General features: G+C 43.2%; 25 protein-coding genes. 3 read left to right on the forward strand and 22 right to left on the reverse strand.

Annotated elements, in window-relative coordinates:
* Positions 1-43 precede the first annotated feature (43 nt).
* The 3 genes from H9659_RS07560 to H9659_RS07570 all read right to left on the reverse strand — a co-directional run bounded on the left by H9659_RS07560 (position 44) and on the right by H9659_RS07570 (position 4,203).
* The gene (locus tag H9659_RS07560; RefSeq protein ID WP_191689329.1) at positions 44-838 is read right to left on the reverse strand and encodes a YqhG family protein; all 795 of its coding nucleotides are present in this window, start codon (positions 836-838) and stop codon (positions 44-46) included.
* 25 nt (positions 839-863) lie between these two features.
* Positions 864-2,384, reverse strand: a complete 1,521-nt coding sequence (locus H9659_RS07565) for a DEAD/DEAH box helicase (RefSeq protein ID WP_191689330.1) — start codon at positions 2,382-2,384, stop codon at positions 864-866.
* A 151-nt stretch (positions 2,385-2,535) separates the two neighbouring features.
* Positions 2,536-4,203 carry a ribonuclease J gene (locus H9659_RS07570; RefSeq protein ID WP_191689331.1) on the reverse strand — a complete coding sequence of 556 codons (1,668 nt, stop codon included), beginning with the start codon at positions 4,201-4,203 and terminating at the stop codon, positions 2,536-2,538.
* 240 nt (positions 4,204-4,443) lie between these two features.
* On the opposite strand from H9659_RS07570, the gene H9659_RS07575 reads away from it, so the two are divergent.
* A complete protein-coding gene (locus tag H9659_RS07575; protein WP_191689332.1) occupies positions 4,444-5,958 on the forward strand; it encodes an MDR family MFS transporter in 1,515 nt (504 codons plus the stop codon).
* A gap of 121 nt (positions 5,959-6,079) precedes the next feature.
* Here H9659_RS07575 and H9659_RS07580 read toward each other — a convergent pair whose 3' ends face one another.
* From H9659_RS07580 to H9659_RS07615, 8 genes are all read right to left on the reverse strand, one after another.
* Positions 6,080-6,454: a hypothetical protein gene (locus tag H9659_RS07580; RefSeq protein ID WP_191689333.1), complete on the reverse strand. Its 375-nt coding sequence runs from the start codon at positions 6,452-6,454 to the stop codon at positions 6,080-6,082.
* Positions 6,455-6,556: 102 nt separating this feature from the next.
* Positions 6,557-7,315, reverse strand: a complete 759-nt coding sequence (locus H9659_RS07585) for a DUF817 domain-containing protein (RefSeq protein ID WP_191689415.1) — start codon at positions 7,313-7,315, stop codon at positions 6,557-6,559.
* A gap of 58 nt (positions 7,316-7,373) precedes the next feature.
* On the reverse strand, positions 7,374-7,589 hold the full coding sequence (locus H9659_RS07590) for a helix-turn-helix domain-containing protein (RefSeq protein ID WP_191689334.1): 216 nt from the start codon (positions 7,587-7,589) through the stop codon (positions 7,374-7,376).
* Between the two features lie 10 nt (positions 7,590-7,599).
* Entirely contained in the window at positions 7,600-8,079 is a 480-nt protein-coding gene (locus tag H9659_RS07595; protein WP_191689335.1) for a DUF2975 domain-containing protein, read from the reverse strand.
* Positions 8,080-8,286: 207 nt separating this feature from the next.
* Positions 8,287-9,780 (reverse strand): glycerol kinase GlpK, encoded by a 1,494-nt coding sequence (glpK, locus tag H9659_RS07600; protein WP_191689336.1) that lies wholly within the window; start codon positions 9,778-9,780, stop codon positions 8,287-8,289.
* Between the two features lie 27 nt (positions 9,781-9,807).
* On the reverse strand, positions 9,808-10,650 hold the full coding sequence (locus H9659_RS07605; RefSeq protein ID WP_191689337.1) for an MIP/aquaporin family protein: 843 nt from the start codon (positions 10,648-10,650) through the stop codon (positions 9,808-9,810).
* Positions 10,651-10,828: 178 nt separating this feature from the next.
* Positions 10,829-11,398 (reverse strand): glycerol-3-phosphate responsive antiterminator, encoded by a 570-nt coding sequence (locus H9659_RS07610; RefSeq protein WP_191689338.1) that lies wholly within the window; start codon positions 11,396-11,398, stop codon positions 10,829-10,831.
* A gap of 45 nt (positions 11,399-11,443) precedes the next feature.
* Positions 11,444-13,087 (reverse strand): glycerol-3-phosphate dehydrogenase/oxidase, encoded by a 1,644-nt coding sequence (locus H9659_RS07615; protein WP_191689339.1) that lies wholly within the window; start codon positions 13,085-13,087, stop codon positions 11,444-11,446.
* 380 nt (positions 13,088-13,467) lie between these two features.
* Here H9659_RS07615 and H9659_RS07620 point away from each other — a divergent pair, with 380 nt between their 5' ends.
* Positions 13,468-14,109 carry a metal-dependent hydrolase gene (locus H9659_RS07620; RefSeq protein ID WP_191689340.1) on the forward strand — a complete coding sequence of 214 codons (642 nt, stop codon included), beginning with the start codon at positions 13,468-13,470 and terminating at the stop codon, positions 14,107-14,109.
* A gap of 62 nt (positions 14,110-14,171) precedes the next feature.
* On the opposite strand, the gene H9659_RS07625 is transcribed toward H9659_RS07620, so the two are convergent.
* From H9659_RS07625 to H9659_RS07670, 10 genes are all read right to left on the reverse strand, one after another.
* On the reverse strand, positions 14,172-14,666 hold the full coding sequence (locus tag H9659_RS07625) for a hypothetical protein (RefSeq protein ID WP_191689341.1): 495 nt from the start codon (positions 14,664-14,666) through the stop codon (positions 14,172-14,174).
* Positions 14,656-14,871, reverse strand: a complete 216-nt coding sequence (locus H9659_RS07630; RefSeq protein WP_191689342.1) for a helix-turn-helix transcriptional regulator — start codon at positions 14,869-14,871, stop codon at positions 14,656-14,658. The genes H9659_RS07625 and H9659_RS07630 overlap by 11 nt, the downstream gene beginning before the upstream one ends.
* A 134-nt stretch (positions 14,872-15,005) precedes the next feature.
* Entirely contained in the window at positions 15,006-15,356 is a 351-nt protein-coding gene (locus H9659_RS07635; RefSeq protein WP_191689343.1) for a DoxX family protein, read from the reverse strand.
* 152 nt (positions 15,357-15,508) lie between these two features.
* Positions 15,509-15,994: a hypothetical protein gene (locus H9659_RS07640; RefSeq protein ID WP_191689344.1), complete on the reverse strand. Its 486-nt coding sequence runs from the start codon at positions 15,992-15,994 to the stop codon at positions 15,509-15,511.
* Between the two features lie 270 nt (positions 15,995-16,264).
* Positions 16,265-16,951 (reverse strand): hypothetical protein, encoded by a 687-nt coding sequence (locus H9659_RS07645; RefSeq protein WP_191689345.1) that lies wholly within the window; start codon positions 16,949-16,951, stop codon positions 16,265-16,267.
* Between the two features lie 137 nt (positions 16,952-17,088).
* The gene (locus H9659_RS07650; protein WP_191689346.1) at positions 17,089-18,030 is read right to left on the reverse strand and encodes a phosphotransferase enzyme family protein; all 942 of its coding nucleotides are present in this window, start codon (positions 18,028-18,030) and stop codon (positions 17,089-17,091) included.
* Between the two features lie 30 nt (positions 18,031-18,060).
* Positions 18,061-18,810, reverse strand: a complete 750-nt coding sequence (locus H9659_RS07655) for a hypothetical protein (RefSeq protein ID WP_191689347.1) — start codon at positions 18,808-18,810, stop codon at positions 18,061-18,063.
* Positions 18,807-19,532: a hypothetical protein gene (locus H9659_RS07660; protein WP_191689348.1), complete on the reverse strand. Its 726-nt coding sequence runs from the start codon at positions 19,530-19,532 to the stop codon at positions 18,807-18,809. The genes H9659_RS07655 and H9659_RS07660 overlap by 4 nt, the downstream gene beginning before the upstream one ends.
* A 181-nt stretch (positions 19,533-19,713) precedes the next feature.
* Positions 19,714-20,109 (reverse strand): SET domain-containing protein, encoded by a 396-nt coding sequence (locus H9659_RS07665; protein WP_191689349.1) that lies wholly within the window; start codon positions 20,107-20,109, stop codon positions 19,714-19,716.
* Positions 20,110-20,228: 119 nt separating this feature from the next.
* Complete coding sequence (locus H9659_RS07670; RefSeq protein ID WP_191689350.1) at positions 20,229-20,957, reverse strand: DsbA family oxidoreductase; 729 nt, start codon at positions 20,955-20,957, stop codon at positions 20,229-20,231.
* Positions 20,958-21,168: 211 nt separating this feature from the next.
* Between H9659_RS07670 and H9659_RS07675 the strand changes: the two genes are divergently transcribed.
* On the forward strand, positions 21,169-21,822 hold the full coding sequence (locus H9659_RS07675; protein WP_191689351.1) for an SDR family oxidoreductase: 654 nt from the start codon (positions 21,169-21,171) through the stop codon (positions 21,820-21,822).
* A gap of 189 nt (positions 21,823-22,011) precedes the next feature.
* Here H9659_RS07675 and H9659_RS07680 read toward each other — a convergent pair whose 3' ends face one another.
* Entirely contained in the window at positions 22,012-22,773 is a 762-nt protein-coding gene (locus tag H9659_RS07680; protein ID WP_191689352.1) for a glucose 1-dehydrogenase, read from the reverse strand.
* Positions 22,774-22,822: the final 49 nt, after the last annotated feature.

Below are 22,822 nucleotides of genomic sequence, written 5' to 3' on the forward strand. Positions count from 1 at the left end.
TATTTTCTGATTAAATACTATACCAAATAGGAATCTGAGGGATTTACAGGAGGGGTGTCTTCAAATAGAACAACCCGCCATTAATGATTTCAATCTTAATGGTTGTTTCATATTGTTCCTCAATCGCTTTTTTCTCCAACGCGTAACTTTCAGGCACATCCTCCACGCCATTGTAGAAGTAATCCAACACACGCAAATCTCTCACTTGCCGTTGTTTCGCCTCTTCAACCCATGTATGATCATCCTGATTCACGACATTTCCCATCACATCCTCCAGACGATCCAAAGCTCTCATTGGAGGTATGTTATACGGTAAATAGTACGTATTCGCAGCTACGGACGGTCCCAATTCCAGTTTCCGGACAGACTCTTGAAACCCGTCGATCACCGCACCATTCATCAAATTCATCCCTAACGAATACAACATCTCTTTCGTTCGGTCACTTGAATACGTAATTTTATAATTCACACCGAGCCACGGGGTCAACGTGCTTTGACTTGTCTGATTCAGGCCTGGCATTTCATACAATTGAACAAAGGCTCCTTGTTCTTTCGTCACTTGAAACAGCTGATGAAGCCGGGGAGAACCGAAGTGGATCCGCTCTCCTGCCAAAGACGCTGAGAACTGGCTAGGATTTGTGATCATCGTCAACTTAGCCGGATTAGGCTCTACACCGCCACTCTCTACATAGCTCCAGTAAAACGGACGATTCATAATGCGTTTATCCATGTCAATCGTCAGCTGAACCGTCAAATGATCGGAGCTTTCGTCAAGCACTGTACAATTGTTTTCACGGAAAAACCGTTGGATGTACTGATGAATTTCTTGCTGGCGCATAGATACCCTCCTTTTACTGAACCTTTTAAGAAATCGACCGCTTGCTGTCCGTTAAGATATGATCCAATTCTCCGACCACTTTTTCAAAGACACCTATCTTCCGCTCCAGCAATTCCACCATTTTGTCTTCTACTGTCTGCTGGACCGCTAAATTATAAATGTGGACGTCCTCTGTCTGTCCAAGTCTGTGCACACGGCCGATCCGCTGCTCGAGCTTCATCGGATTCCAAGGTAAGTCGTAATTGATGACATGATGGCAAAATTGTAGGTTGATCCCTTCACTTCCGGATTCGGTCGCAATCAGCACTTGTGCGTTGCCTTGGAATAATTGTTTCATCCACTCTCGTTTATTTTTACTGAATTTCCCGTTGAACAGTACACTTGAGATTCCTTTCGCGTGTAAAACCGCTTGTAAATAAGCTTGTGTCGCTCGATATTCTGTAAAGATGATGACTTTATCATCCGCTTTTTGAATAAGGTCCAAAGCTTTTTTCGCCTTTGAATGGATATCCAGCTCCGTCAGTTTCAACAAAATCTCTTCTATTTGAAATCGAACTTCAGGCTGGATCAATGTTTGATGTAATTTCTCTAACGTCAACACCGCAGCCAGTTGACTGCTGCACATTTCGCGCTGAAGGGTGAGCAGCGTAAACGAATCGGAAACAGGTAACTTCGAAATCAGCGTATAGACAGCTCGTTCTTGTTCCGTATAGTCCAGTGGCATTATTTGTACGAGTCGATTTGTCCATTCAATCCCTGTCTCGTGCCGGATATTCCGCACCATCACTTGTTGGATCAGTTCCTTCAAAAATTCATCTTCTTCGACATGGTGTTTGCTTGCGGAAAACACACTCTGAAAGGTTTCCAAGTTTCCTAAGTGGCCCGGCTTCAATAATGAAATCAAGTTAAACAGTTCGAACACATCATTCTGTATCGGCGTTGCAGTTAACAGCAGGCAAAACTTTTTCTTCAATTGCTGAACGAACTCATAGTTTTTCGTCTTAGGGTTCTTCAGCTTATGGGCTTCATCGATAATGACCAAATCGTATTCTTGTTGAACAATCATCTCTTTATGGGGACTCCGCTTCGCCATATCGATACTCGTCACCACAATCGGACAGTGATCTAGATTGTATTTTTTATTGTAAGCAATCGCAGGAATATGAAACTTCTGATTCAGCTCGGCAATCCATTGATTCGTTAATGAAGCGGGTGCTAATATAAGCGCTTTTTTCACGAGACCTCTAATGAGATATTCTTTTAACACGAGTCCTGCTTCTATGGTTTTCCCAAGTCCTACTTCATCGGCTAAAATGGCTTTTCCATTCATGCGTTCAATCACCGTCTCCGCTGCTTCTAACTGGTGCGCGTACGGCGTCAGATTCGGTAAATGCTTTGGAGACTGGAGACCGTGGAATTCCGGAATCAGTTTCGCTCTTTCCATGTCATAACACATCTGATAGAGTGTCCAATTATCCCAATCTTTGCGATTCTCGAGACGTTCCAATAATCCTTCTTTCCACTCTGTCGACCGCTCAATTCGCATATCTATCCCCTCATTCGGCAATGTCTTTTAAATTAGCATGCCCAAAGAATAGTTGTTTTATGTATAGAGTGATTTAGGTAGTGCTATAAAAGAAGAGCCGACGAGTATTCATCCGGCTCTTCCTCCCTGACACCTATTGCTTTTCCTTTACTTAGATTTCGATAACGTATACTAAAATCATCGGCCTTCTCTTCGTCCGTTCGAACAAAAGCGTTTCTACGGATTTTTTAATCTGCTGTCTCATAACTGTTCCATCGCTGCCTGGACTGCCTTTGAAATTGTCTACAGCCAGACGGACTGTATCATTCACTTCGTCGATCAATTCTTTAGCATCCGGTTTGTACACGAAACCTCTCGAAATGGTATCGGGCTCTGACAATAGGCGTCCCGTTTCTTTACTGACCGTGACTAGAATTACAAGCATCCCTTCTTCCGAAAGCAGTCTTCGATCGCGAAGCACCACATTCCCTACATCTCCGACTCCTAACCCATCGACAAACACTCTACCTGCCTTCACTTTGCGTGTCTGTCTGGCAGATTCACCGTCAAAATCCACTACATCTCCATTTTTTATGATGAATATGTTTTCATGTTCCACCCCGACAGACTCGGCTAATTGCCTGTGCTTATAAAGCATTCGGTATTCGCCATGGATGGGGATGAAGTATTTCGGTTTCATGAGAGTCAGCATCAGCTTCAGTTCTTCCTGACGAGCATGTCCGGATACATGCATCCCCTCTTCCGAGCCATAGATCACATTCGCTTTCAGCATAAATAACTGATCAATAATGCGGGAGACATTCGTTTCATTTCCTGGAATTGGCGAGGAAGCTAAAATGACCGTGTCACCCGGATGCACTTCTGCGTGTCTTGAATTTGAACTTGCCAGACGGGACAATGCTGCAAGGGGTTCCCCTTGACTGCCTGTGCAAAGAATAGCGACATTGCGGGGATCCATTCTTTTCATCTGATAAGGCTCGATGATCATGCCATCCGGAATATCTAAATGGCCAAGTTCAGAGGCTACTTTCACGACGTTCAACATACTTCTGCCGAGCAGGACTAAGTTACGTCCCGTTTTTTCCGCCGCGTCCACTACTTGCTGAACTCGGTGAACGTTCGATGCGAATGTGGAGATGAAAACTTTCTGGTGCGCTTTCCGGAATGCATCCTCAATATGGCTTCCGACCGCCATTTCAGAAGGATTAAAACCGGGGCGTTCAGCATTTGTACTCTCAGATAGCAATACTAATACACCACTTTCTCCGATTTTCGCCATCTTATGAATGTCTGGCGGCTCGTTGTTCACAGGAGTCAGGTCAAATTTGAAATCCCCCGTGTGGACGACTCTGCCGATGGGTGTATCGAATACAACTCCTACACAATCGGGAATGCTGTGGTTGGTTCTGAAAAACGTAATGTTCACGGAACCAAACGATAGGTTGGAGGCATCATCAATGAGATGCATTTCAGTCGTACGCAACAAACCATGTTCTTTTAGTTTGATTTCAATTAGGCCCAGAGTCAGATCCGTTGCATATACAGGAAGATTCAACTGTTTTAAAAAGTAGGGAATGCCTCCGATATGATCTTCGTGACCATGAGTGATGATCAAAGCCCGGACATTGTCTTTGTTCTCCTGCAAAAACGAAATGTCCTGGATGATCAAGTCAATTCCAAGCAAACTTTCATCAGGAAATTTCGAACCACAATCAATGACGAAGATGTCTTGTTCATATTGCACAACATACATATTTTTCCCTATTTCATTGATACCGCCTAAAGCAAAAATGGACAATCCCTTTTCAATGGTCTGCATAACTACCTCTCCCAACACTTCATGAATAACGGTAGTATGCGCTCGCGATGCTATATTTATGAATAATTGTACATTTTCAGTGAACAGTTCTAATTTCCTTGATTTCAAAAGTTGACGCTTTGATGAATTCCGGATCAAACTTCAAAACTTCCTAGATGTCAATCGGAAAGAATAATGGTACTATTGGAAAGTTCAAAAACAGGAATTTTTGCGGGTACGTGATAATTAGGAGGAATTGGAATGGAAGAAAAAAGAACGCTAAGACTTGTACTCGCTGGTATCCTTCTCGGCATTTTAATGTCAGCGATGGATAACACAATTGTCGCGACTGCATTAGGTTCGATTTTAGGAGATTTAGGCGGCGTCGACAGTTATGTCTGGATTACTTCAGCATACGCAGTCGCTGTCCTTGCGGGGATGCCGATTTTCGGTAAACTCTCGGATATGTTTGGACGGAAACGCTTTTTCATGTTCGGAATTATTGTTTTCATGGTAGGTTCTGCTCTTTGTGGTGTGGCACAATCCGTTCCGCAATTAGCCGTTTTCCGGGCGATTCAAGGGATAGGTGGCGGTGCACTTTTACCGATCGCTTTTACAATCGTCTTTGATGTGTTCCCTCCTGAAAAGCGCGGAAAAATGACGGGTCTATTAGGGGCTGTTTTCGGTGCATCCAGCGTCATCGGTCCATTGCTCGGCGCTTGGATTACGGAATCCATCAGTTGGCATTGGGTGTTCTACGTCAATATACCAATCGGTTTAGTATCGTTATTGCTCATCGCCCGTTTTTATAAAGAGAGTACGAAACCTGTTAAGCAGGCAATCGACTGGCTCGGGGCAATTTCACTCGTTCTTGCTGTGGTCAGCCTCATGTTCGGTCTTGAATTCGGCGGAAAAGAATTTGCTTGGTCTTCTTGGCAAAGCATTTCCTTGTTTAGCATTTTCGCGATCTTTTTCCTCGTCTTCATATGGGCGGAAACCCGAGCGAAAGAGCCGATCATTTCGTTCTGGATGTTCAAAAACCGTCTGTTTGCCTCATCGCAAATACTCGCGTTTCTCTACGGCGCAACATTCATTTGCTTGACGATTTTCATTCCGATTTTTGTCCAGGCTGTATACGGTGGATCGGCTACAAATGCAGGAATCGTTCTCATGCCGATGCTTCTGGGTACTGTAGTAGGGAGTGCACTTGGCGGTATTCTTCAAACAAAAACGTCATATCGTAAAATCATGGTCATTTCTGTCATCGCCTATTCAATCGGAATGATTTTGATGAGCACGATCACTCCAGAAACGTCACGGACGATCTTATCGATTTACATGATATTTGTCGGATTCGGTGTCGGTTTTTCCTTTTCCTTACTGCCGGCAGCTTCAGTCCACAAGATGGATTTCAGGTACCGTGGCTCTGCCAACTCAACGAACTCATTTTTCCGTTCGTTCGGATTGGCACTCGGGATTACGATTTTCGGTGCGATTCAGACAAAGTTATTGGCAAGCGGACTCACTTCCGGTTTTGCAAAACTTCCTGGTGATGCAGCTGGTGGTATAGAGTCGTTTGGAAATATTCAAAACGTATTTCTTCCCGAAACGCGCAAAACGATTCCACCTAATATTCTAGAGGTGATCACAAACGCCATGTCCGAGTCGATCTCTTCAACATTTTTCTGGGCACTCATTCCAGTAGCGATTTCAATCATTGCTGTATTCTATATGGGACCTGAACGGTTGGAAGTTCCGAGTAAGTCAAAGAAATAAATAAAAAGATGCATCGACGGTTTCTCCAATCGATGCATCTTTTTTTGACGTTCATCCCCTTGTATGGGAGCATTCGGACGATAGTTCCTAATTCAACAATGTTCCGGTCAGCAACTCGGGATCATTCTTCCTCTTCTTCTCCATACTCATGCTCTCCCATATAGATAATACCAAGCGCATGATCAATACGGATTGGCCATTCATACGGAACGGATAGCCGAACAGAGACTCCTCTCCAGAAGTCGCTGGAATCCTTTTCAAATTCTTTGAAGTCCTTCAACAAGTCTTTGTAAGAGGAGCCATCGAACTGGATATTCATCTCTTGGAGACGCATAAAGGCAATGTGGCGAATCTCAAGATCTGCTGCTTTTTCCATCTCTTCTTCTGTCGCTTCTTCGAGGATTACCCCAACTGGCGGCATCGCTGCATAAATATTATCTACGCCCTCTTCCGGCTCTTGAACTTTACTCACATCTTTGTCTTTTCTTCCTAACATCCGCTCAACTCCTTCGCAATTTTGTCTAGTATATAGGAACCTCTTGGTCGTCGTAAACAAAATGCATATGGTGTACATGACAGGTCCCTATTCTTAATCTTATCAGACAGCTTTTGAAGATTTCACTTGTTTCAGCGTGGCGACAATGAGAAAGCTAACGATTACAAGTAATAACCACGAACTCACTTTACCGAGATGAACCAAACTCCATGTGTCCGTTTGGTTCGGATATTGCCAGGCACCGAAAAACGTTGCGATATTTTCTGCCACCCATATGAAAAATCCAATGAGTGTAAAAGAGAGTGCAATCGGCATCCTATAACGGCTCCCGTTCACTTCGTAAGTCACCCACGAACGCCAAAAGACAACTACTACTAGTCCGGATAGCCACCAGCGAATATCGATCCAGAAATGATGCGTAAAGACGTTCAAATAGATGGCAGCTGCAAGAGGAACGACCACTACGAACGGCGGCCACTTTACCAGTCGGACATCCAGCCGTCTCCATGCCTGGCATAGATAACTCGCAACACTGGCATACATGAATCCGCTATAAAGAGGCACGCCAAGAATCTTCATATAACCTTCTTCTGGATACGACCACGATCCCATATTCACCTTGAAGATTTCAAGAGCCAGTCCGATCAGATGAAACAGAGTAATGACTTTGAGTTCATCTTTCGTTTCAAGACCAGAACGAACCATCCACCATTGCATAAGTAAGAATATGAGAAGCAACCAATCATACCTCGGCAGCCATGGCAGTGGAATAACTTGCGTCAACGCCAGCGAGCCGAAAATGACGACCGGAAACAAGCACGACAACGCTTGCTCCCAGCCGAAAACAATCAGTTGTGTCATGAATCTTTTTAATCGTTTAAAATGGAAAGCATCAGGAGACACGACTTCTTTCCAATCATTAGCCATCTTGCTCACTACGGTACTCCAAAATGTCTCCTGGCTGACAGTCAAGCGCCTTACAAATCCCTTCCAGCGTTGAAAATCGAATGGCTTTTGCTTTCCCATTTTTCAATATGGACAGATTCGCCATCGTAATCCCCACTTTCTCGGACAACTCCGTAACGCTCATCTTTCTTTTTGCGAGCATGACATCGATATTAATAATAATTGACATAGCGTTCACCTCAGACCGTCAAGTCATTTTCAGATTTTATGTCGATTGCGTTCTGCAGCAATTTCTGCAGAACCGCCGCAAAAACAGCAATCACTATGCTCCCGAAGATAATACCTAAGCCGATAACGATGATTCCTGGCGCATCATCCGCATCTCCCATCAAGAAAAGCAGCGGCATGAAGAACACATAGAGCGCTCCTATTGAGACTGCACACAATTTAATCTTTTTCAACACACTGACGGAAGCCTCCGAAAATGCCGTGTTCCTGTCGATATAAGTTAAAAGTTTCATCGTCTGATAAAGGGCAGTGAAGTAAATGAGAGCCGATACATACAGCCCTACTAAAAAAGGATATTGTAAAAACGACCATGTTGGAGCGAGTTCTGCAAAGAATTCTGCGATTTGCGGTACGACAAAAATGCAGAGGGCAAGGATCGGCAATGCCATAATTACAAGCGTCACCTTTAAAAATAACGTTTCGCGTTTCATGGAAAACACCTCTTTGTTTATTATAAGTTTTATAGTACATTAGAATTTATCGATTATCAATAAATAATTAACCATTATCGATAATATTCGTCTTATAATGACGATTTTGATATAAAAAGGCTCCTCACTCAGAAAAAAAATATGCTAGTTATCAGGGATATATAGAACAAAAAAACAGCCGGAAGATTCTCCGACTGCTTGCCCCAATTATTTAAATACCGTTGCTGCTTTCACTGCTTTCTGCCATCCGCTATACAGCTGATCTCGTTCTTCTTGCTCCATCTCAGGCGTAAATGAGCGATCTAATGACCAATGAGCAGCGATTTCAGAACAGTCTTTCCAGAAACCGACCGCAAGTCCTGCTAAATATGCAGCGCCAAGTGCTGTTGTTTCGTTAGTAGAAGGGCGCTCAACTGGTACATCCAATAGATCAGACTGGAACTGCATAAGGAGATTATTCTCGACAGCACCGCCATCCACTCTTAACGTTTTCAACGAAATGCCTGAATCAATTTCCATGACATCCAACACGTCTTTAGTTTGGTATGCGAGTGACTCTAATGTTGCCCGAACAAAATGTTCTTTCGTTGTGCCGCGTGTTATACCAAATACAGCACCACGTACATCGCTGTCCCAATATGGAGTTCCGAGACCTACAAAGGCGGGTACCACATATACCCCGTCTGCCGATTCCACTTTTGAAGCGTACTGTTCACTGTCTGAAGAATGGCGGAACATCCGCAGTCCATCACGCAGCCATTGGATGGCTGAACCTGCAACAAAAATACTTCCTTCTAAGGCATATTGCACTTTCCCATCGATACCCCAAGCGATTGTCGTCAGCAGACCGTGATCTGATTTAACCGCTTTGTCTCCCGTATTCATTAACATGAAGCAGCCGGTGCCATATGTGTTTTTCACCATTCCTGTCTCAAAACAGGCTTGTCCGAACAAAGCAGCCTGCTGATCCCCAGCGATTCCCGCAATCGGTACAGCATGTCCGAAAAATTGTTCAGGATCTGTATGTGTATAGATTTCTGAAGAGGGCCGCACATCCGGCAGCATTGAGGCTGGGATACCTAGAATCTCTAAAAGTTCTTCATCCCATTTCAATTCGTGAATATTATACATTAACGTTCTGGACGCGTTCGAATAATCCGTTACGTGCGTAGTCCCTCCAGACAGTTTCCAAACAATCCACGAATCAATTGTTCCGAATAACAGGTCCCCGTTTTCTGCTTTCTCTCTAGCCCCTTCTACATTGTCTAAAATCCATTTAACTTTTGTTCCGGAAAAATAAGCATCAATGAGTAATCCAGTCTTTTCTCTGAAAATTTCGTTGTAACCGCTTTCTTTCAACTCTTCACAAATTTCTGCAGTTTGACGTGATTGCCAGACAATCGCATTGTAAATCGGATCTCCTGTATGCTTGTCCCATACTACTGTCGTTTCCCGTTGGTTCGTAATGCCGATACCTTCAATCTGTTCTGCTGAAATATTCTTTTCGGACAGAACGCCAGCGATTACGGAAAGTATAGAGCTCCAAATCCCATCAGCATTGTGTTCAACCCAGCCTGATTTCGGAAAGTGCTGTGTGAATTCCTGTTGCGCAGAGTGAAAGATTTTCCCCTTTTTATCAAACAAAATCGCTCGTGAACTAGTAGTGCCTTGGTCTAATGCCATAATATATTTTCCTGTCATTGTCTACTCCTCCAATACTTTCAATCCTTAAAACTTGTGTGTTGCATGGCTCGTTGACGTTTCGACTTGCTCTGAGATTGTCTCTTTACGTATTGAATACTGGGCCGCTACTAATAATGCAAGCACGACAGCACCGACTATCCAGAATGCGATACTATTTTCTGCAAGAAAGAATTGCTTATAAAATAGCGCACCCATCGTTCCTCCTAAGATTGGTCCCACGACCGGAACCCATGCATAGCGCCAGCCGGAAGATCCTTTTTTAGGAATCGGCAAGAAAAAGTGTGCAATTCTTGGTCCCAGATCCCGTGCCGGATTAATAGCATAACCTGTCGTACCGCCAAGGGACAGCCCGATAGCGATGATCAGCGCACCGACAATAAGGGGATTGAGTCCTTCAGTGAATTCGTTAGCGCCGATTGATAATAACCCTAGTACTAAAATGAACGTTCCGATGACTTCACTCGTTAGGTTGGATAGTGGATGCCGAATCGCTGGAGTTGTTGCAAATACATCCCGTTTTGCAATTGGATCCTCCGTCTCTTTCCAATGCGGCAAGTATTGAAAATACACCAATACAGCTCCAAGTATCGCACCAATCATTTGTGCAAGTATGTACATCGGCACATCTGCCCAAGGGAAATCTCCTATCGCTGCAAATCCAATCGTCACAGCTGGATTCAAATGGGCACCACTCGCTTGACCGACTGCATAAACGCCAAGTGCAACTGCTAGTCCCCAGCCTACTGTAATCACAATCCAACCAGAACCTTCCGCTTTCGATTTCTTTAGAGCGACGCCGCCGACTACACCGCCGCCGAACAAAATCAAAATCATCGTCCCGATTAACTCTCCCGCAAATGGAGTCATACAATTCTCCTCCTACTTAAATGTAATGACAAGGATGATTGAGAGAAGCGCACAAAAAAAGTCCACAATTAAAATCTTGCTGGATGCAAGATTTCAACTGTGGACTCCTCAACTCAACCACGTCTTATGAACTTGTCCCCAAGTATAAAGCGGTTTCATCGGTCTGTCAACAATAGATTCAGAAAGTTCTCTTTTCCTCAAATAACTTCCATAGTTCACGATCAGAGGTCGTAACTGCAACAGCACCCGCGTCCAGCGCATCTTTAATATGTTTTTCAGTACGGATGAGGCCTCCGTTAATAATCGGAATTCCTGTACGTTCATAGACTTCTTCTATCAGTTCAGGAATCACACCAGGTAGCATTTCTATGAAATCAGGCTGGGTCTGCTCAATCAAAGAATAACTCTTTTCCAATGCAATCGTATCAAGTAAAAACATTCGTTGAATGGCAAGGATGTTTTTGGCTTTTGCTTTCATAATCATATTGGAACGAGTGGAAATAATACCTGCAGGACGAATGTCATTACACAAAAAGTCTGCAGCGAAATTATCCGTTTTCAATCCTTGAATAAGATCCGCATGAATGATGAGTTTTTTACATCTCTTATCGGCTTCATGCTTCACTGTTTTCAAATTACTAATATGCACTTCCAGTAACACGACATACTCGAACGGACTGTCCAGCATTTGCTCAAACTGTTTTAACGTACGAGCAGCGGGTAGAATTTTTTGATTGTGAAAAGGCATTTTTTGTGACCCCCCGTCTATCAGTAGAGTTCTATGATATCTCAATTAGACAACTGAAGTCGCTTTTTTCATCTCATTATCCAATTCTTTCTCATAGTCCTGCTGTTCTGTATCCGACCAATTGAAAATCCGAGCCATTTCGTTCAGTACATCTTCCTTTGCATCCACAACATTTTTTATATTGAAATAGAGATCGCCTGTCCTACGAATGAAAAAGTCCGTTGGTTTCACGACCATCTCCTTTTCAATCGCATAGCGCAGTTTCACATATAGAATCCGGGGCATCACTTGGTTTTCATCGTATGGAATCATAAAGACTTCATCGACATTCGTGCCATATAACGCAGCTAAATGTCTGCTTTCTCTCTCAGTAAATCCTAGCAGTTCCCCTCTTTTCACCGCTTGGTCCATATACCGATTATAATTCACAGATCCGCCGAAATCGCCTCCAGAGATGGGAATCTTTGTCGTACTGCAACGACTGAACGTCAATCCTTTTTCTTGCTGCAGAAGCTGCGCAATCTTATTGACCACGGTTTCTGCCATTTTGCGGTAGCCAGTCAGTTTTCCGCCCGCGATGGTAATTAACCCCCGTTCCGACTCCCAAATTTCATCTTTCCGTGAAATCTCAGAAGGATTCTTTCCGTCTTCATGGATAAGTGGACGTACTCCCGCCCAACTCGATTCCACGTCTTTTTCAGATACTGAGACTTCCGGGAACATGTAGTGGATGGCATCTAAAATATACGTACGATCTTCTTCAGTTATTTGCATTTCTTTTGGATCCCCCTCAAAAAAGGTATCCGTCGTCCCGACATAGGCTTTTCCATCACGTGGTACCGCAAAAATCATGCGCTTGTCGGGTGTGTCAAAGTAGATTGCCTGATGCAGTGGAAATACACTTTGGTCGAACACTAAGTGGACCCCTTTTGAAAGGATAAGTTGTTTTCCATTGGAATGCCCATCAATTTCTTTCACTTCATCTACCCATGGACCTGCAGCATTGATCACTTTTAAAGCGTGAATGGTTGCCACTTCTCCAGTCAGCATATCTCGCACTTGTACGCCTTCTATTTTGTTGGACTCATCATATAGGAACGATTCCGCTTTTGCATAATTGACAAGTGTTGCACCTTTCGAAGCCGCGGCTTTTGCCACTTCAATTGTGAGACGCGCATCGTCCGTACGGTACTCAACGTAATATCCACTTCCTTGCAGCCCCTCTCTCTTAATGAGTGGAGCTTTTTGAATCGTCTGATCCAAGTTCAGCATCTTCCTTCTCTCCGAGCGTTTCACACCTGCTAGAAAGTCATACACTTTTAATCCAAGAGCTGTGGAATAAGGTCCGAACGTTCCTCCTTTATGGAACGGCAGCAACATCCATTCAGGAGTTGTTACATGCGGTCCATTCTCATACACAATCGCACGTTCTTTTCCGAGCTCCGCCACTTCCTTGATTTCAAATTGCTTTAAATATCGCAGTCCTCCGTGCACTAATTTTGTAGAACGACTCGATGTACCTGAAGCAAAGTCTTGCATTTCAACTAGCGCCGTTTTCATCCCCCGAGTTGCTGCATCTAATGCAATTCCTGCTCCTGTAATCCCCCCACCGATTACTACTACGTCAAACTGATCTGTATTCAACTTGCTGAAAAGTTCGTTTCGATTCAATGCTGAAAATGTTGTCATCTGTCTCGTCTCCTCTTCGTATACGAGTTTAAACAACAAAAAGAGACCTCAAGAAAATAATCGCATGATCTGCAATTATTTCTTGAGGTCTCTCAGTAGCTCAAACCCGATATATTAACTTGTTAATAAGTATAGCACAGTTAAAAGAAAATACAAAACACCTGAATTGAAGATTCCCGATCCATTCCATATCGATTCTGTCCGTCTTAAGCATTCCCCTTTTCTTCATCAAACTAAGCTTTCGAATAATCTTCCATGAATCACTCCACATTCCCCTGGATTCTTTCTGATAATCGTATATACTAGAAAAGCATCTCCACAGAATATACGTTCTACTATTTTCTCGGAGTTTCAAAACTTACAGCTAAAGAGGGTTTCAGATGAAAGGAAGTTCACACTTAGGTATTGGCATTGCGGTTGGCGCAATCGCTGGATACATCACTCATCCAGACGTTATGACTGTTGCGATTTGTGCAGGAATAGGCGGTGTGTCTGGAGTTGCACCAGATTTAGATACAAACGGTCTGGCAAGCAATTCTATTACTTTATCGAAGAAAGTAAGTAAAGTATTAATGGAGACTGCGGGGATCGGGATTTTACTCACGCTCATTTATCAGGTGATGACTCAAGGGATGAGCAACGAGATCTACATATACGGCGGGATGGGTCTCGCCCTCCTGATCGTCTCCCGGCTCATTACGCAAAGACGGATGCTGACAATCACAGGAGTTCTTGTCCTGTTGCTTGGATTTGTGTTGGACCAATCCCTCGGCATTTTACTTGCAGGCAGTTATATTGTTTTCGCTTCATTTTTACCTCACCGTTCTTATACGCATTCCCTACTCGGCGTTTTGTTCTACGCAGCGGTTTTAAAGTATTTGGATATGGAATGGCCAATAGAAGGGATGTTTGCAGCGGGAATGGCGGGCTACATCAGTCATTTAGTGGCGGATATGAAAGTACTTCCTGTGAATCGCAGAGGTGTGAAATGGTTTGCGCCGTTGTGGAAGCAGGAATTTTAGGGAACATGAAAAAACGAGTATCCGGTTATCGGCATACTCGTTTTTTCATATTCTTATTTTCATCATACAGAAGATACAAAGTTACGGATCGTTCGGTAAAAAATCCAGTATTGCCCTGCTGCCACGAGCAAAATCCCTACGATCATCCATGTTCTACTGATTGGAAACATCATATAGACGCCAGCCATGATCGGTAACATCCAAGCAAAATACGTGTACACTTTTTGAGTCGCTCGTTTCGTTACATCTTGAAACAGTTCATCGTCCTCCAAATACTCTTGCGGCTTCAAGCTTGTCATTGATATTTTGTGTTGGGGCATACTCCTATTGTGTTTCGCAATTCGCAGACAGAACAATAATAAATAGAGGACTGTGCTGACAAGCATCCCCACCAAGAAAATGCTTGAGCTCTCATTTAAATTGATCTCAAACTCAAATCCACCGTGGGGGAACGTATTCATCGTTGCAGCATATCCAACCAATACGACGAAACCCATAATAATAAAAATTCCAGCCATCTGCCATAGTGGATACGTAAACCTCATATCATTCTTCACTTACACCCTCTCCTTCCAGCCAAAAGATTTCATTGATATCACAGTCAAGCGCCTTTGCCAATTTCAGTGATAGTGTTACAGAAGGCGAAAACTCTCCTTTTTCGATGAACCCGATCGTCTGTCTCGTGACACCGACTTGCTTCGCCAATTCTATTTGCGTGCAACTGTGACGTGCCCGCAGTTCCTTCAATCTATTCTTCAGCATTGCGACACCTCTTTCTTCTAATGTACACTATACTTAACATTATGTATAGTATTCTTAACATAAATTTTTATAAAATATAAAAAACACTCAAATTGACAGGGCAACTGAGTGTTTTCAAGTAAAGGATTATTAAATTATTTTCGAACCTTAAGTACCCACCAAATGAGCACAACTTGTAAAGGAAGCCGAATCCACAACGCCGCTGGAGGCAAATCGAAGTTCTCTGGCGTCAGTGCCATATAGACGTTGACCGGGAACACGACCACTAAAAAGATGGCAATCAATACGCCCGCTCTTTCTCGTGTCGGCTTCAGGAACAATCCAAGTGCCAACAAGATTTCCACGACACCTGAAATGTAGACAATTGCCTTCCGGAAAGGCACCCATTCCGGCATAGCCTGAATGAAAAATGGTTCTAACAGGAAGTGTCCAATTCCTGCGCCAGCGAAGAACAGACAAAATGCGTATAGAGCGATTGTTTTCATTGAAAAAACTCCTAACTTTGTCGCGATGGGTTTATGCATGTAATTGCTATCCTTTTGCTCATCACGAGATACGTGTGTGATCATAATTTTCGGATTCCGCTCATAAATCTTGACCGTGCCTCACTTTAATCTCTCCAACAGTTACCCAATTTTCATTCTCCTACCCTAAACAGTTCCCCGTCCACGTTTTCCGGAAACGTGTTCGTCACAGTCACAGTGAAAACCGGTCCGCTTGTAAACGTCACATACACATCTTCCAATTCCAACACGATCGATGTCAGAAATTCCTGTTCTTCATCCTTGAATCCATACACGACCATACTTTGAACAGATGCATTCTCCAGGTGAATCGAAGAGCTCACGATTACAGGCTCCCGAAAGCCTTCCACCCGTTGAAATTGGGAGAGTGTGTCAGTATCATGGGTCTCGTCAATCAGCAATTCATCATCGCCTTCTTCTGTTTCCCGCCAAGAGAGAATCCAATATGTTTTTTGATTAGGATCTGATTTGGATTGAAAATGCAGAACGGGTTCCGAGCAGAGATATTCCCACCCATCTCCTTTTTGGTAAGCCGCAATCTGCTCAACTAGAACTGTTTTCAATTTCATTCCTCGGATAGACTGCATACGTTGTTCCATTCCCTTGCTCCTCCTCTACTGGTTAAAATTCTCTCTTAAGATATTTCTCCAATATCTATTAGATCCAACTCTTCATCCGTGAGTTGAAACTTCCTTTGTTTCGCGATATTCTCTAGTTTTAAATACTCAACGTACAGTCCCGGCAGCTGCTACCGTACAAAAAAATCTTCTTCCAGCATGTACAGCTACTGAATTTCCTTAGTTATTGATGAAAAAGAAAAGCGATTTATTATTCAATTAGTATCTGGGAATAAGCACTACATTGCTACGCTACTTTTCCAAGATTTTTTCAATTATCATGCTCATACGCTCCGTACCATAAGCACCTGTTGTGAGAATATTACTATCAAGCCAATAACTCTCCAAAAAAGAGGATCCATCTTGCAAATGAATTCTCAAAAACACACGATTATTCCCTTCAATCTCATCACTGACCTTGTCATAGCCTATATACTCCAAAGATAGATAATCTTCGACGAAGGATTTTATTTGTTCTTCATTCAGCTCAGCCAAGTATGAATTGTCTATCTCACTCTCCAAGATAATACCTATCACTTTCCCTTCAATATCATACAAATCTCCGATGGTGTCGGCAGCCTCATTATCTCTTACTTGAAACACTCGATCCTCCGCAATCACCCTGAAGTCCGATCGATATCCAACTGCCTCATAGACTTCTGTGCCTACAGGCAAATAGGTAGCATCTCCATTTCGAATCTTATGGTTCGAACACGCGTGATCCGCCATCATATAGTTCACTTCGCCCACTTTACTGCCCTTCTCCAAAGCGTGATCCTCTGAAATGCCTTCGATATCCCCAGCATATTTAACATCATTCAGCTTTACAACATCTGCCCATTCAATGATTCCGTCCGGACATCCCCTAAAAACATTCACTGCTGAACAGCCTGAACTTAGTAAGCCCAATATGACTCCCATGATTAATATGCGTTTCAATAGTCGATCCCCCCTTTGGCTAAGAGCTCCTCCTTTTTTCTTGCACGCGTATTCTAGAAGGAAATAATTAAAGAATGTAAGAAAAGGTATGAAAAACAGCAAAACTGCATCCCTAAACGACCAAATATCCCATCAATCTATGCTTCCCTTAATATATCAAGCGTTTCTTGCACAAACTCATTTCTCTTTTGTTCATCATCTAAAGACACTCCAGCTTCGACTCGATCAAAGCGAAACGCCCGTATGACTGATTTTAATATCGGCAAGAGCACTCGTTCACTCTCTATGAATGGCCGTTCGGCAGTATAGGATGCAAGGAATAATAGAGATCGTTCCTGTTCGGTTAAATTCCCTTCATAAGGCGCATGCCATGCATGGTATACAGCCACTGCAACGGCTTCATTCAAATACACTTCGTTCCCCGCAAGATTAAAATCGAAAATGCCTAATTTCCCATTCTCTTCTTGCACCATATTGTAATAGCAAAAATCCCCTTGAACAGCCCCTTGAGGTAGTTCTGCCCAAGCTCTTTGCAAGACTTTCCGATATCCAAGATATAGCGATTCGATCGTTGCATACAAAGGATGGCTTTGATAATAATCTCTAAACTCGAAAAAACTTAATTCGTTTTCATCATAATCCCCAAGATTTTCAGTCGCATTGCCCCCAAACAAACTCCATGAAGTAGCTGTAGTGAAAGGCGATTTGAGTTGCATTGAAACATTATGCTGTTCGCCTAACAAACTACCCAACTCATAAAACAACGCATCTGTCATACAGGTCAGTTCCTGCCCAGTTAGTACTCGTTCCAGAGTGAAAACGAAACATTCCTGTTCAGTTACATAACAACCGTCTCTATTTTTCAGATACCGAGCGACATGCATATTATTTTCGTGAAGAAGTTGAGCATATTGACAGCAAGCCTCCCAATAGGAGAGCTCTGCACGTTCCCCTTTCAGCAAATAATTCGAATTCGATTTCACTCTAGCTAACACTTTTTCACTTGTCCGTAAACGATCTACTTCTACAGGGTCTATATCATACTTTTTACAGATCGCTGAAATTTGTTCTGTATACATCCTGTCCTCCTAAACGACTGTTTTAAGTTATTATTCCAATTCATTTTCTTCAATCCTCATCATTATCTGAACGTTGCTTGCCCCATAGGAATAGTTCGAACTCTCAAAGAGTACTTCTTGTGAGACCGATTTCCCCTTGTCATCCAGTACATTCCATACGAATTCAAATTGCATAGCTTGTGATGAATAACTATTGAACCCCAGAGATGTCCCTATATCTTCTAACTGGATCGAGGAATTCAGCACTTCCTGCCAGGTGGCAGGAAGCGGCATCGCACCGAACGACTCTTTAGCTAACGTTATTTCATTGGACAATTGAATTCTAGGGAAATAATAATGTTTTCCGTCTGCCACTCCATAATCTCTCCGACGGATCATATAGGCATTCAATTCCTCCGCAGCACTCTCAGGATCAATATTCCAAGTCAGGAAATAAGAAGATGGATCAGCATAGTCAATCATCCACATCCTCGGCTCCCCACTCGATTCCAAACTGGTCATCTCCCATTTCCGCTTGACCCAAATCCAAAAACTCATCCCATAATCCCCATCTTCTGAAACGAAAGGAACTGCTACGTGACGACTGTCTGCGTGAATGACTTTTTGAATCCTGTCAACTTTGTCCCGAGCTCCATACTCCTCCAACGAACTGTTCATCTCCTTGAGAAGTTCACGATTATCAGGAAATGCAGCTGGCGGAGAATAATTCCACCATAAAAAGACTGCAAACAGGACACTTATTAACGAAATCCATATCCATAAGTTATGGCGCTTTCTCAATTCTCCTCATCCTCCTCAATAAATGATTGAGTCGAACGGAAGTAAAGGGTTTGAGTCGGAGTTTGAATGAGCAATCCCTTCCCATCCTTTTCTACAAAACTGGTTGAACGGACGCCACTTCCCCATTTCGGTTTTGCATCCTTCAATAAGTATGGAAATCGTTCATATGCTGCTTTTTCGTTCAAAAACATATCCTCATACCAAGCTTCATCGTAAATCTCTGATGATTGCAGTTTATGAAGTTCTGATTTCAATGTCTCAACTTTCAAGGTAGCCTCTCCATTTCCAGTCGGATGAATGGAGAGGATCGATGCTGCTTTTACATCCGATACAAACGTTGCTGCATGATCTGTCGGATAAAAAGAATGGCCGATCGCACTTCCGAGGAGTAGGCTGAGTAAGATGATATAATTAGATCCAAACCCTAACCAAGCAAATTTACGATACCGCTCCCAACGTCCGGTTTTTCTTTTCAAAATGAAATATAAAATCCATACACCTAGCGGTAACACTGCAATCTGAATGGCTGTAGAAGCTATCTCCCAAGTGATTGAAAACGAAAACAGACCGAGTATCACCACAAATAGTGCTTTCCACCCTACCTGTTGCTCCGGATTTTTCTTATACATTCTATAGGCAAGGTAAGCGATTATCCCCCATGCGAATATAGTAAAAAGTACAGACAATAAATTGAATGAAGCATATTGAATGATTTCACTCACTCCTCTCCTCTGTAGGAAAACTGTTCGCTCTCAAAACTATAATTCAATTCAGTTAATTCACTATATGCTTATGATACACTATCTGGAAATCGTCAGGGAGCCCTTCATCGAAATTTCTCCACGCAAAAAGCCATCTACACGTACTATGTAAATGGCTTTTCGTCTTCTTTTCTATCAGTGCTTAATCTTCTGTCGGTGCATAATCTTGGTTGAACCAAAGTTGCTCCTGATCGTCCACTTCACCATTGTAGTTGATGAAGATTTCTTCGCCGGCTTTAATCGCTTTATGGGCAAAGAAGTCGAATGTCTGGTTATCGAAATTGATGTCATACCAGGCATTCGGTTCGTAGGAATGATTGAACAGCATGCCATATCCTAACAAAATTGCGGAGTGATTCACTCCATACTCAAAAGCATAATCTCCAAGGATTGTTTTCTCAATATGAGCATGCTGCTCGTTTGGATAAGAAATGATCGGAGCTGCATGCAGCATCTGACCTTTTTCGATATCACATGTAGCAAATACACCTCTATTGAACTCGCCATCACTTATTTTGGAAGTTTTCACTTCAATCATTTATTCGCCTTCTCACTTTTAGAATTTCATGCTCCACTATACCATGGACAGAGGCACTACCGGGCATATCAATGTCATTTCATGTAATCAACCCGAAACGCCGATAGGTAAACGAACTCTCAGCTCTTATCGGTTGGTACCGCACAGCTGTCATCCGTACATGTAGCATCTGCTCCATTATCCGGTGACAGGTTTTCAAAAGCGGATACAGACTGTTCTTCTTCCAAGACTTTTTCGAGCGCTTGTAAAAATGCTTCTGGTGGCTGTGCACCTGAAATCGCATACTTTCTATTGAATACAAAGAATGGTACGCCTGTTACCCCTAACAGTTTTGCTTCTTCGATGTCTGCTCGTACTTCATCGGCATACGCTTCCGGGTTACTCGCAACAGCAAGCGCTTCTTCTTTGGATAAACCAGCTTCAACCGCAAGTTCAACTAGTACCACTTCGTTGCCCACGTCTTTCGATTCTGTGAAGTTTGCATACAACAGCTTCTCTGCCAGTACAGCATCTTTGCCGTGAACTTTTGCAAACTTCGTCATCCGGTGGGCGTCAAACGTATTCGTCGGTTTCATCGTATCGAAATTGAACTCCAGCCCCACTTCTTTCGCTTGTTGCGCGATAGACGCCGTCATTTGTTTCGCTTTTTCAGCACCGCCAAACTTGGCTCCCATACTCTCATAGAAGTTCTGTCCGCTATACTTCGCAGAATCCGGATCTAATTGGAAACTTTTGAACTCGATTTCTATGCGGTCTTTCCCTCTGATTTCATCCAACGCGACTTCCAACTTACGCTTTCCGATGTAACAGAACGGGCATACGAAATCCGACCAAATTTCAATTTTCATGTGTGTTCTCCCCTTTTCGTTAATAGACCTTTAATGAGACCACTATACCATTCGATATTCTGGAAACGAATTAGTTAGCTTGAGCTAATGTTTTCGGGCCCATGTTACCTTTCAGATAAACCGGGTATTCATATGATTAGATAACACTTTTCTCGCAGTTCCAGTGGGGCACGGGAAATTTTAATAATGAAACTAAGAAAGGTTGGATATTGTGAAAGTACTAGTTATTGGAGCAAATGGACAAATCGGTAAGCAGCTTGTTTCATTGATTCAAGAGAGTGATTCGTTGAAAGCCAAAGCGATGATACGGAAACAAGAACAGGCCTCTTATTTCGAAGAACTCGGAGCTGAGACAGTTTTAGTGGATTTGGAAGATGACACGAAAAAAATTGCAGAAGCGGCTGAAGGTGTAGATGCGATTGTGTTCGCAGCTGGATCCGGACCGAAAACAGGTCCCGACAAAACGATGCTGATCGACTTGGATGGCGCAGTGAAGTCAATTGAAGCAGCGAAACAGGCGAACGTGAAGCGTTTTGTCTTAATCAGCTCTTATGATACGTCGCGTGAAGCGATTCAAGAAGCGGATTCCTCATTCGCCCCTTATGTTGCGGCGAAACATTATGCGGATGATTGGCTGCGCAGAACGGATTTAGACTACACGATTGTGCATCCGGGTATGTTAACGAACGACGACGGCACTGGTAAAATCGAAGCGGCAGAGAAAGTCGAAGCGAACAAAGTACCGCGAGATGACATCGCTCAAGTTCTTCTTGCTTGCTTGGAAGACAAGTCGACAATCGGAAAAGAGTTTCAAGTGATTGCAGGCGACACACCGGTGAAAGAAGCAGTTGCTTCATTGAAATAACGACATCGAATAACCGTACTCCGACTTCAACTACGGAGTACGGCTATTTTGTCTGTTACAAATAATGAATTCACTCAGTGAACTATAAAGTCCTCGGCAATTATTTTTTATCGCAACCATAGTAGATTGACGCACATCTGTCCTCATAGAGGTACGTCACTTCTTTTATTTTCATCCTATCATGGTAATTTACTTTGCAGTTTGACCGCCATCTACTGCTAAATTGACTCCCGTGATATAAGACGATTTGTCTGAGCAAAGCCATAAAGCTGCTTGCGCTTGTTCTTCAGGCCGTCCCATTCTTCCAAGTGGAATGTCGTTTTCCACATATTTCGCCTGGTCCGGAACTTCTTTCGCCCATGCTTCCACAGCTGGGGTTAATGTCATACCGGGGCAAATCGAATTCACCCGAATTCCCTTTTTCGCATATTCCAAAGCTACCGATTTCGTCAGTCCGTTAACTGCCCACTTGGCTGCGCTATAAGTAGCTAGGTTTTCCGATCCGATAAGACCGGAAGTTGAGGCCGTATTGACAATCGCTCCTCCACCTGAAGCCAACATAGCAGGAATTTGATGTTTCAACGAATAGTACAAGCTCGATTGTGTAATTTGAATACACCGATCCCAGTCAGCCGTTTTCGTTTCTGCTATCGGCATGGATGGTGCACCAATCCCCGCATTATTATGTGCCCAATCCAGACGGCCATAATGAGCAACTGTCTGCTCCACGAGTTCTTTGACATCTTGTTCTTCGGCAACGTTACAGCGCAAGAAAATCGCCTCTCCGCCAGCATCTACAATTTGCTGCACCGTTTCGTTACCCGCATCTTCATTAATGTCTGAGACGACCACCTTTGCTCCTTCTTCCGCAAAAGCGAGCGCGCTAGCTCTTCCTAATCCACTTCCAGCTGCCGTAACAATCCCTACTTTGTCTTTCATTAAATTCCCCATATTCCATCCCCCTTTATATTCATTCATTCTAAATATTCTATATTTTCAG

Source organism: Sporosarcina gallistercoris, from assembly GCF_014836415.1.
GTDB classification, from domain to species: domain Bacteria; phylum Bacillota; class Bacilli; order Bacillales_A; family Planococcaceae; genus Sporosarcina; species Sporosarcina gallistercoris.

Bases quoted from the DNA above. Each gene is read 5' to 3' on its own strand.
- H9659_RS07665 (WP_191689349.1), bottom strand. From the start codon at position 20,109: ATGATTGAAGTGAAAACTTCCAAAATAAGTGATGGCGAGTTCAATAGA.
- glpK (WP_191689336.1), bottom strand. From the start codon at position 9,780: ATGACAGGAAAATATATTATGGCATTAGACCAAGGCACTACTAGTTCA.
- H9659_RS07585 (WP_191689415.1), bottom strand. From the start codon at position 7,315: ATGACACAACTGATTGTTTTCGGCTGGGAGCAAGCGTTGTCGTGCTTG.
- H9659_RS07570 (WP_191689331.1), bottom strand. From the start codon at position 4,203: ATGCAGACCATTGAAAAGGGATTGTCCATTTTTGCTTTAGGCGGTATC.
- H9659_RS07670 (WP_191689350.1), bottom strand. From the start codon at position 20,957: ATGAAAATTGAAATTTGGTCGGATTTCGTATGCCCGTTCTGTTACATC.
- H9659_RS07595 (WP_191689335.1), bottom strand. From the start codon at position 8,079: ATGAAACGCGAAACGTTATTTTTAAAGGTGACGCTTGTAATTATGGCA.
- H9659_RS07640 (WP_191689344.1), bottom strand. From the start codon at position 15,994: ATGGAACAACGTATGCAGTCTATCCGAGGAATGAAATTGAAAACAGTT.
- H9659_RS07680 (WP_191689352.1), bottom strand. From the start codon at position 22,773: ATGGGGAATTTAATGAAAGACAAAGTAGGGATTGTTACGGCAGCTGGA.
- H9659_RS07620 (WP_191689340.1), top strand. From the start codon at position 13,468: ATGAAAGGAAGTTCACACTTAGGTATTGGCATTGCGGTTGGCGCAATC.
- H9659_RS07590 (WP_191689334.1), bottom strand. From the start codon at position 7,589: ATGTCAATTATTATTAATATCGATGTCATGCTCGCAAAAAGAAAGATG.
- H9659_RS07575 (WP_191689332.1), top strand. From the start codon at position 4,444: ATGGAAGAAAAAAGAACGCTAAGACTTGTACTCGCTGGTATCCTTCTC.
- H9659_RS07565 (WP_191689330.1), bottom strand. From the start codon at position 2,384: ATGCGAATTGAGCGGTCGACAGAGTGGAAAGAAGGATTATTGGAACGT.
- H9659_RS07610 (WP_191689338.1), bottom strand. From the start codon at position 11,398: ATGCCTTTTCACAATCAAAAAATTCTACCCGCTGCTCGTACGTTAAAA.
- H9659_RS07615 (WP_191689339.1), bottom strand. From the start codon at position 13,087: ATGACAACATTTTCAGCATTGAATCGAAACGAACTTTTCAGCAAGTTG.
- H9659_RS07580 (WP_191689333.1), bottom strand. From the start codon at position 6,454: ATGTTAGGAAGAAAAGACAAAGATGTGAGTAAAGTTCAAGAGCCGGAA.
- H9659_RS07630 (WP_191689342.1), bottom strand. From the start codon at position 14,871: ATGCTGAAGAATAGATTGAAGGAACTGCGGGCACGTCACAGTTGCACG.
- H9659_RS07605 (WP_191689337.1), bottom strand. From the start codon at position 10,650: ATGACTCCATTTGCGGGAGAGTTAATCGGGACGATGATTTTGATTTTG.
- H9659_RS07560 (WP_191689329.1), bottom strand. From the start codon at position 838: ATGCGCCAGCAAGAAATTCATCAGTACATCCAACGGTTTTTCCGTGAA.
- H9659_RS07635 (WP_191689343.1), bottom strand. From the start codon at position 15,356: ATGAAAACAATCGCTCTATACGCATTTTGTCTGTTCTTCGCTGGCGCA.
- H9659_RS07650 (WP_191689346.1), bottom strand. From the start codon at position 18,030: ATGTATACAGAACAAATTTCAGCGATCTGTAAAAAGTATGATATAGAC.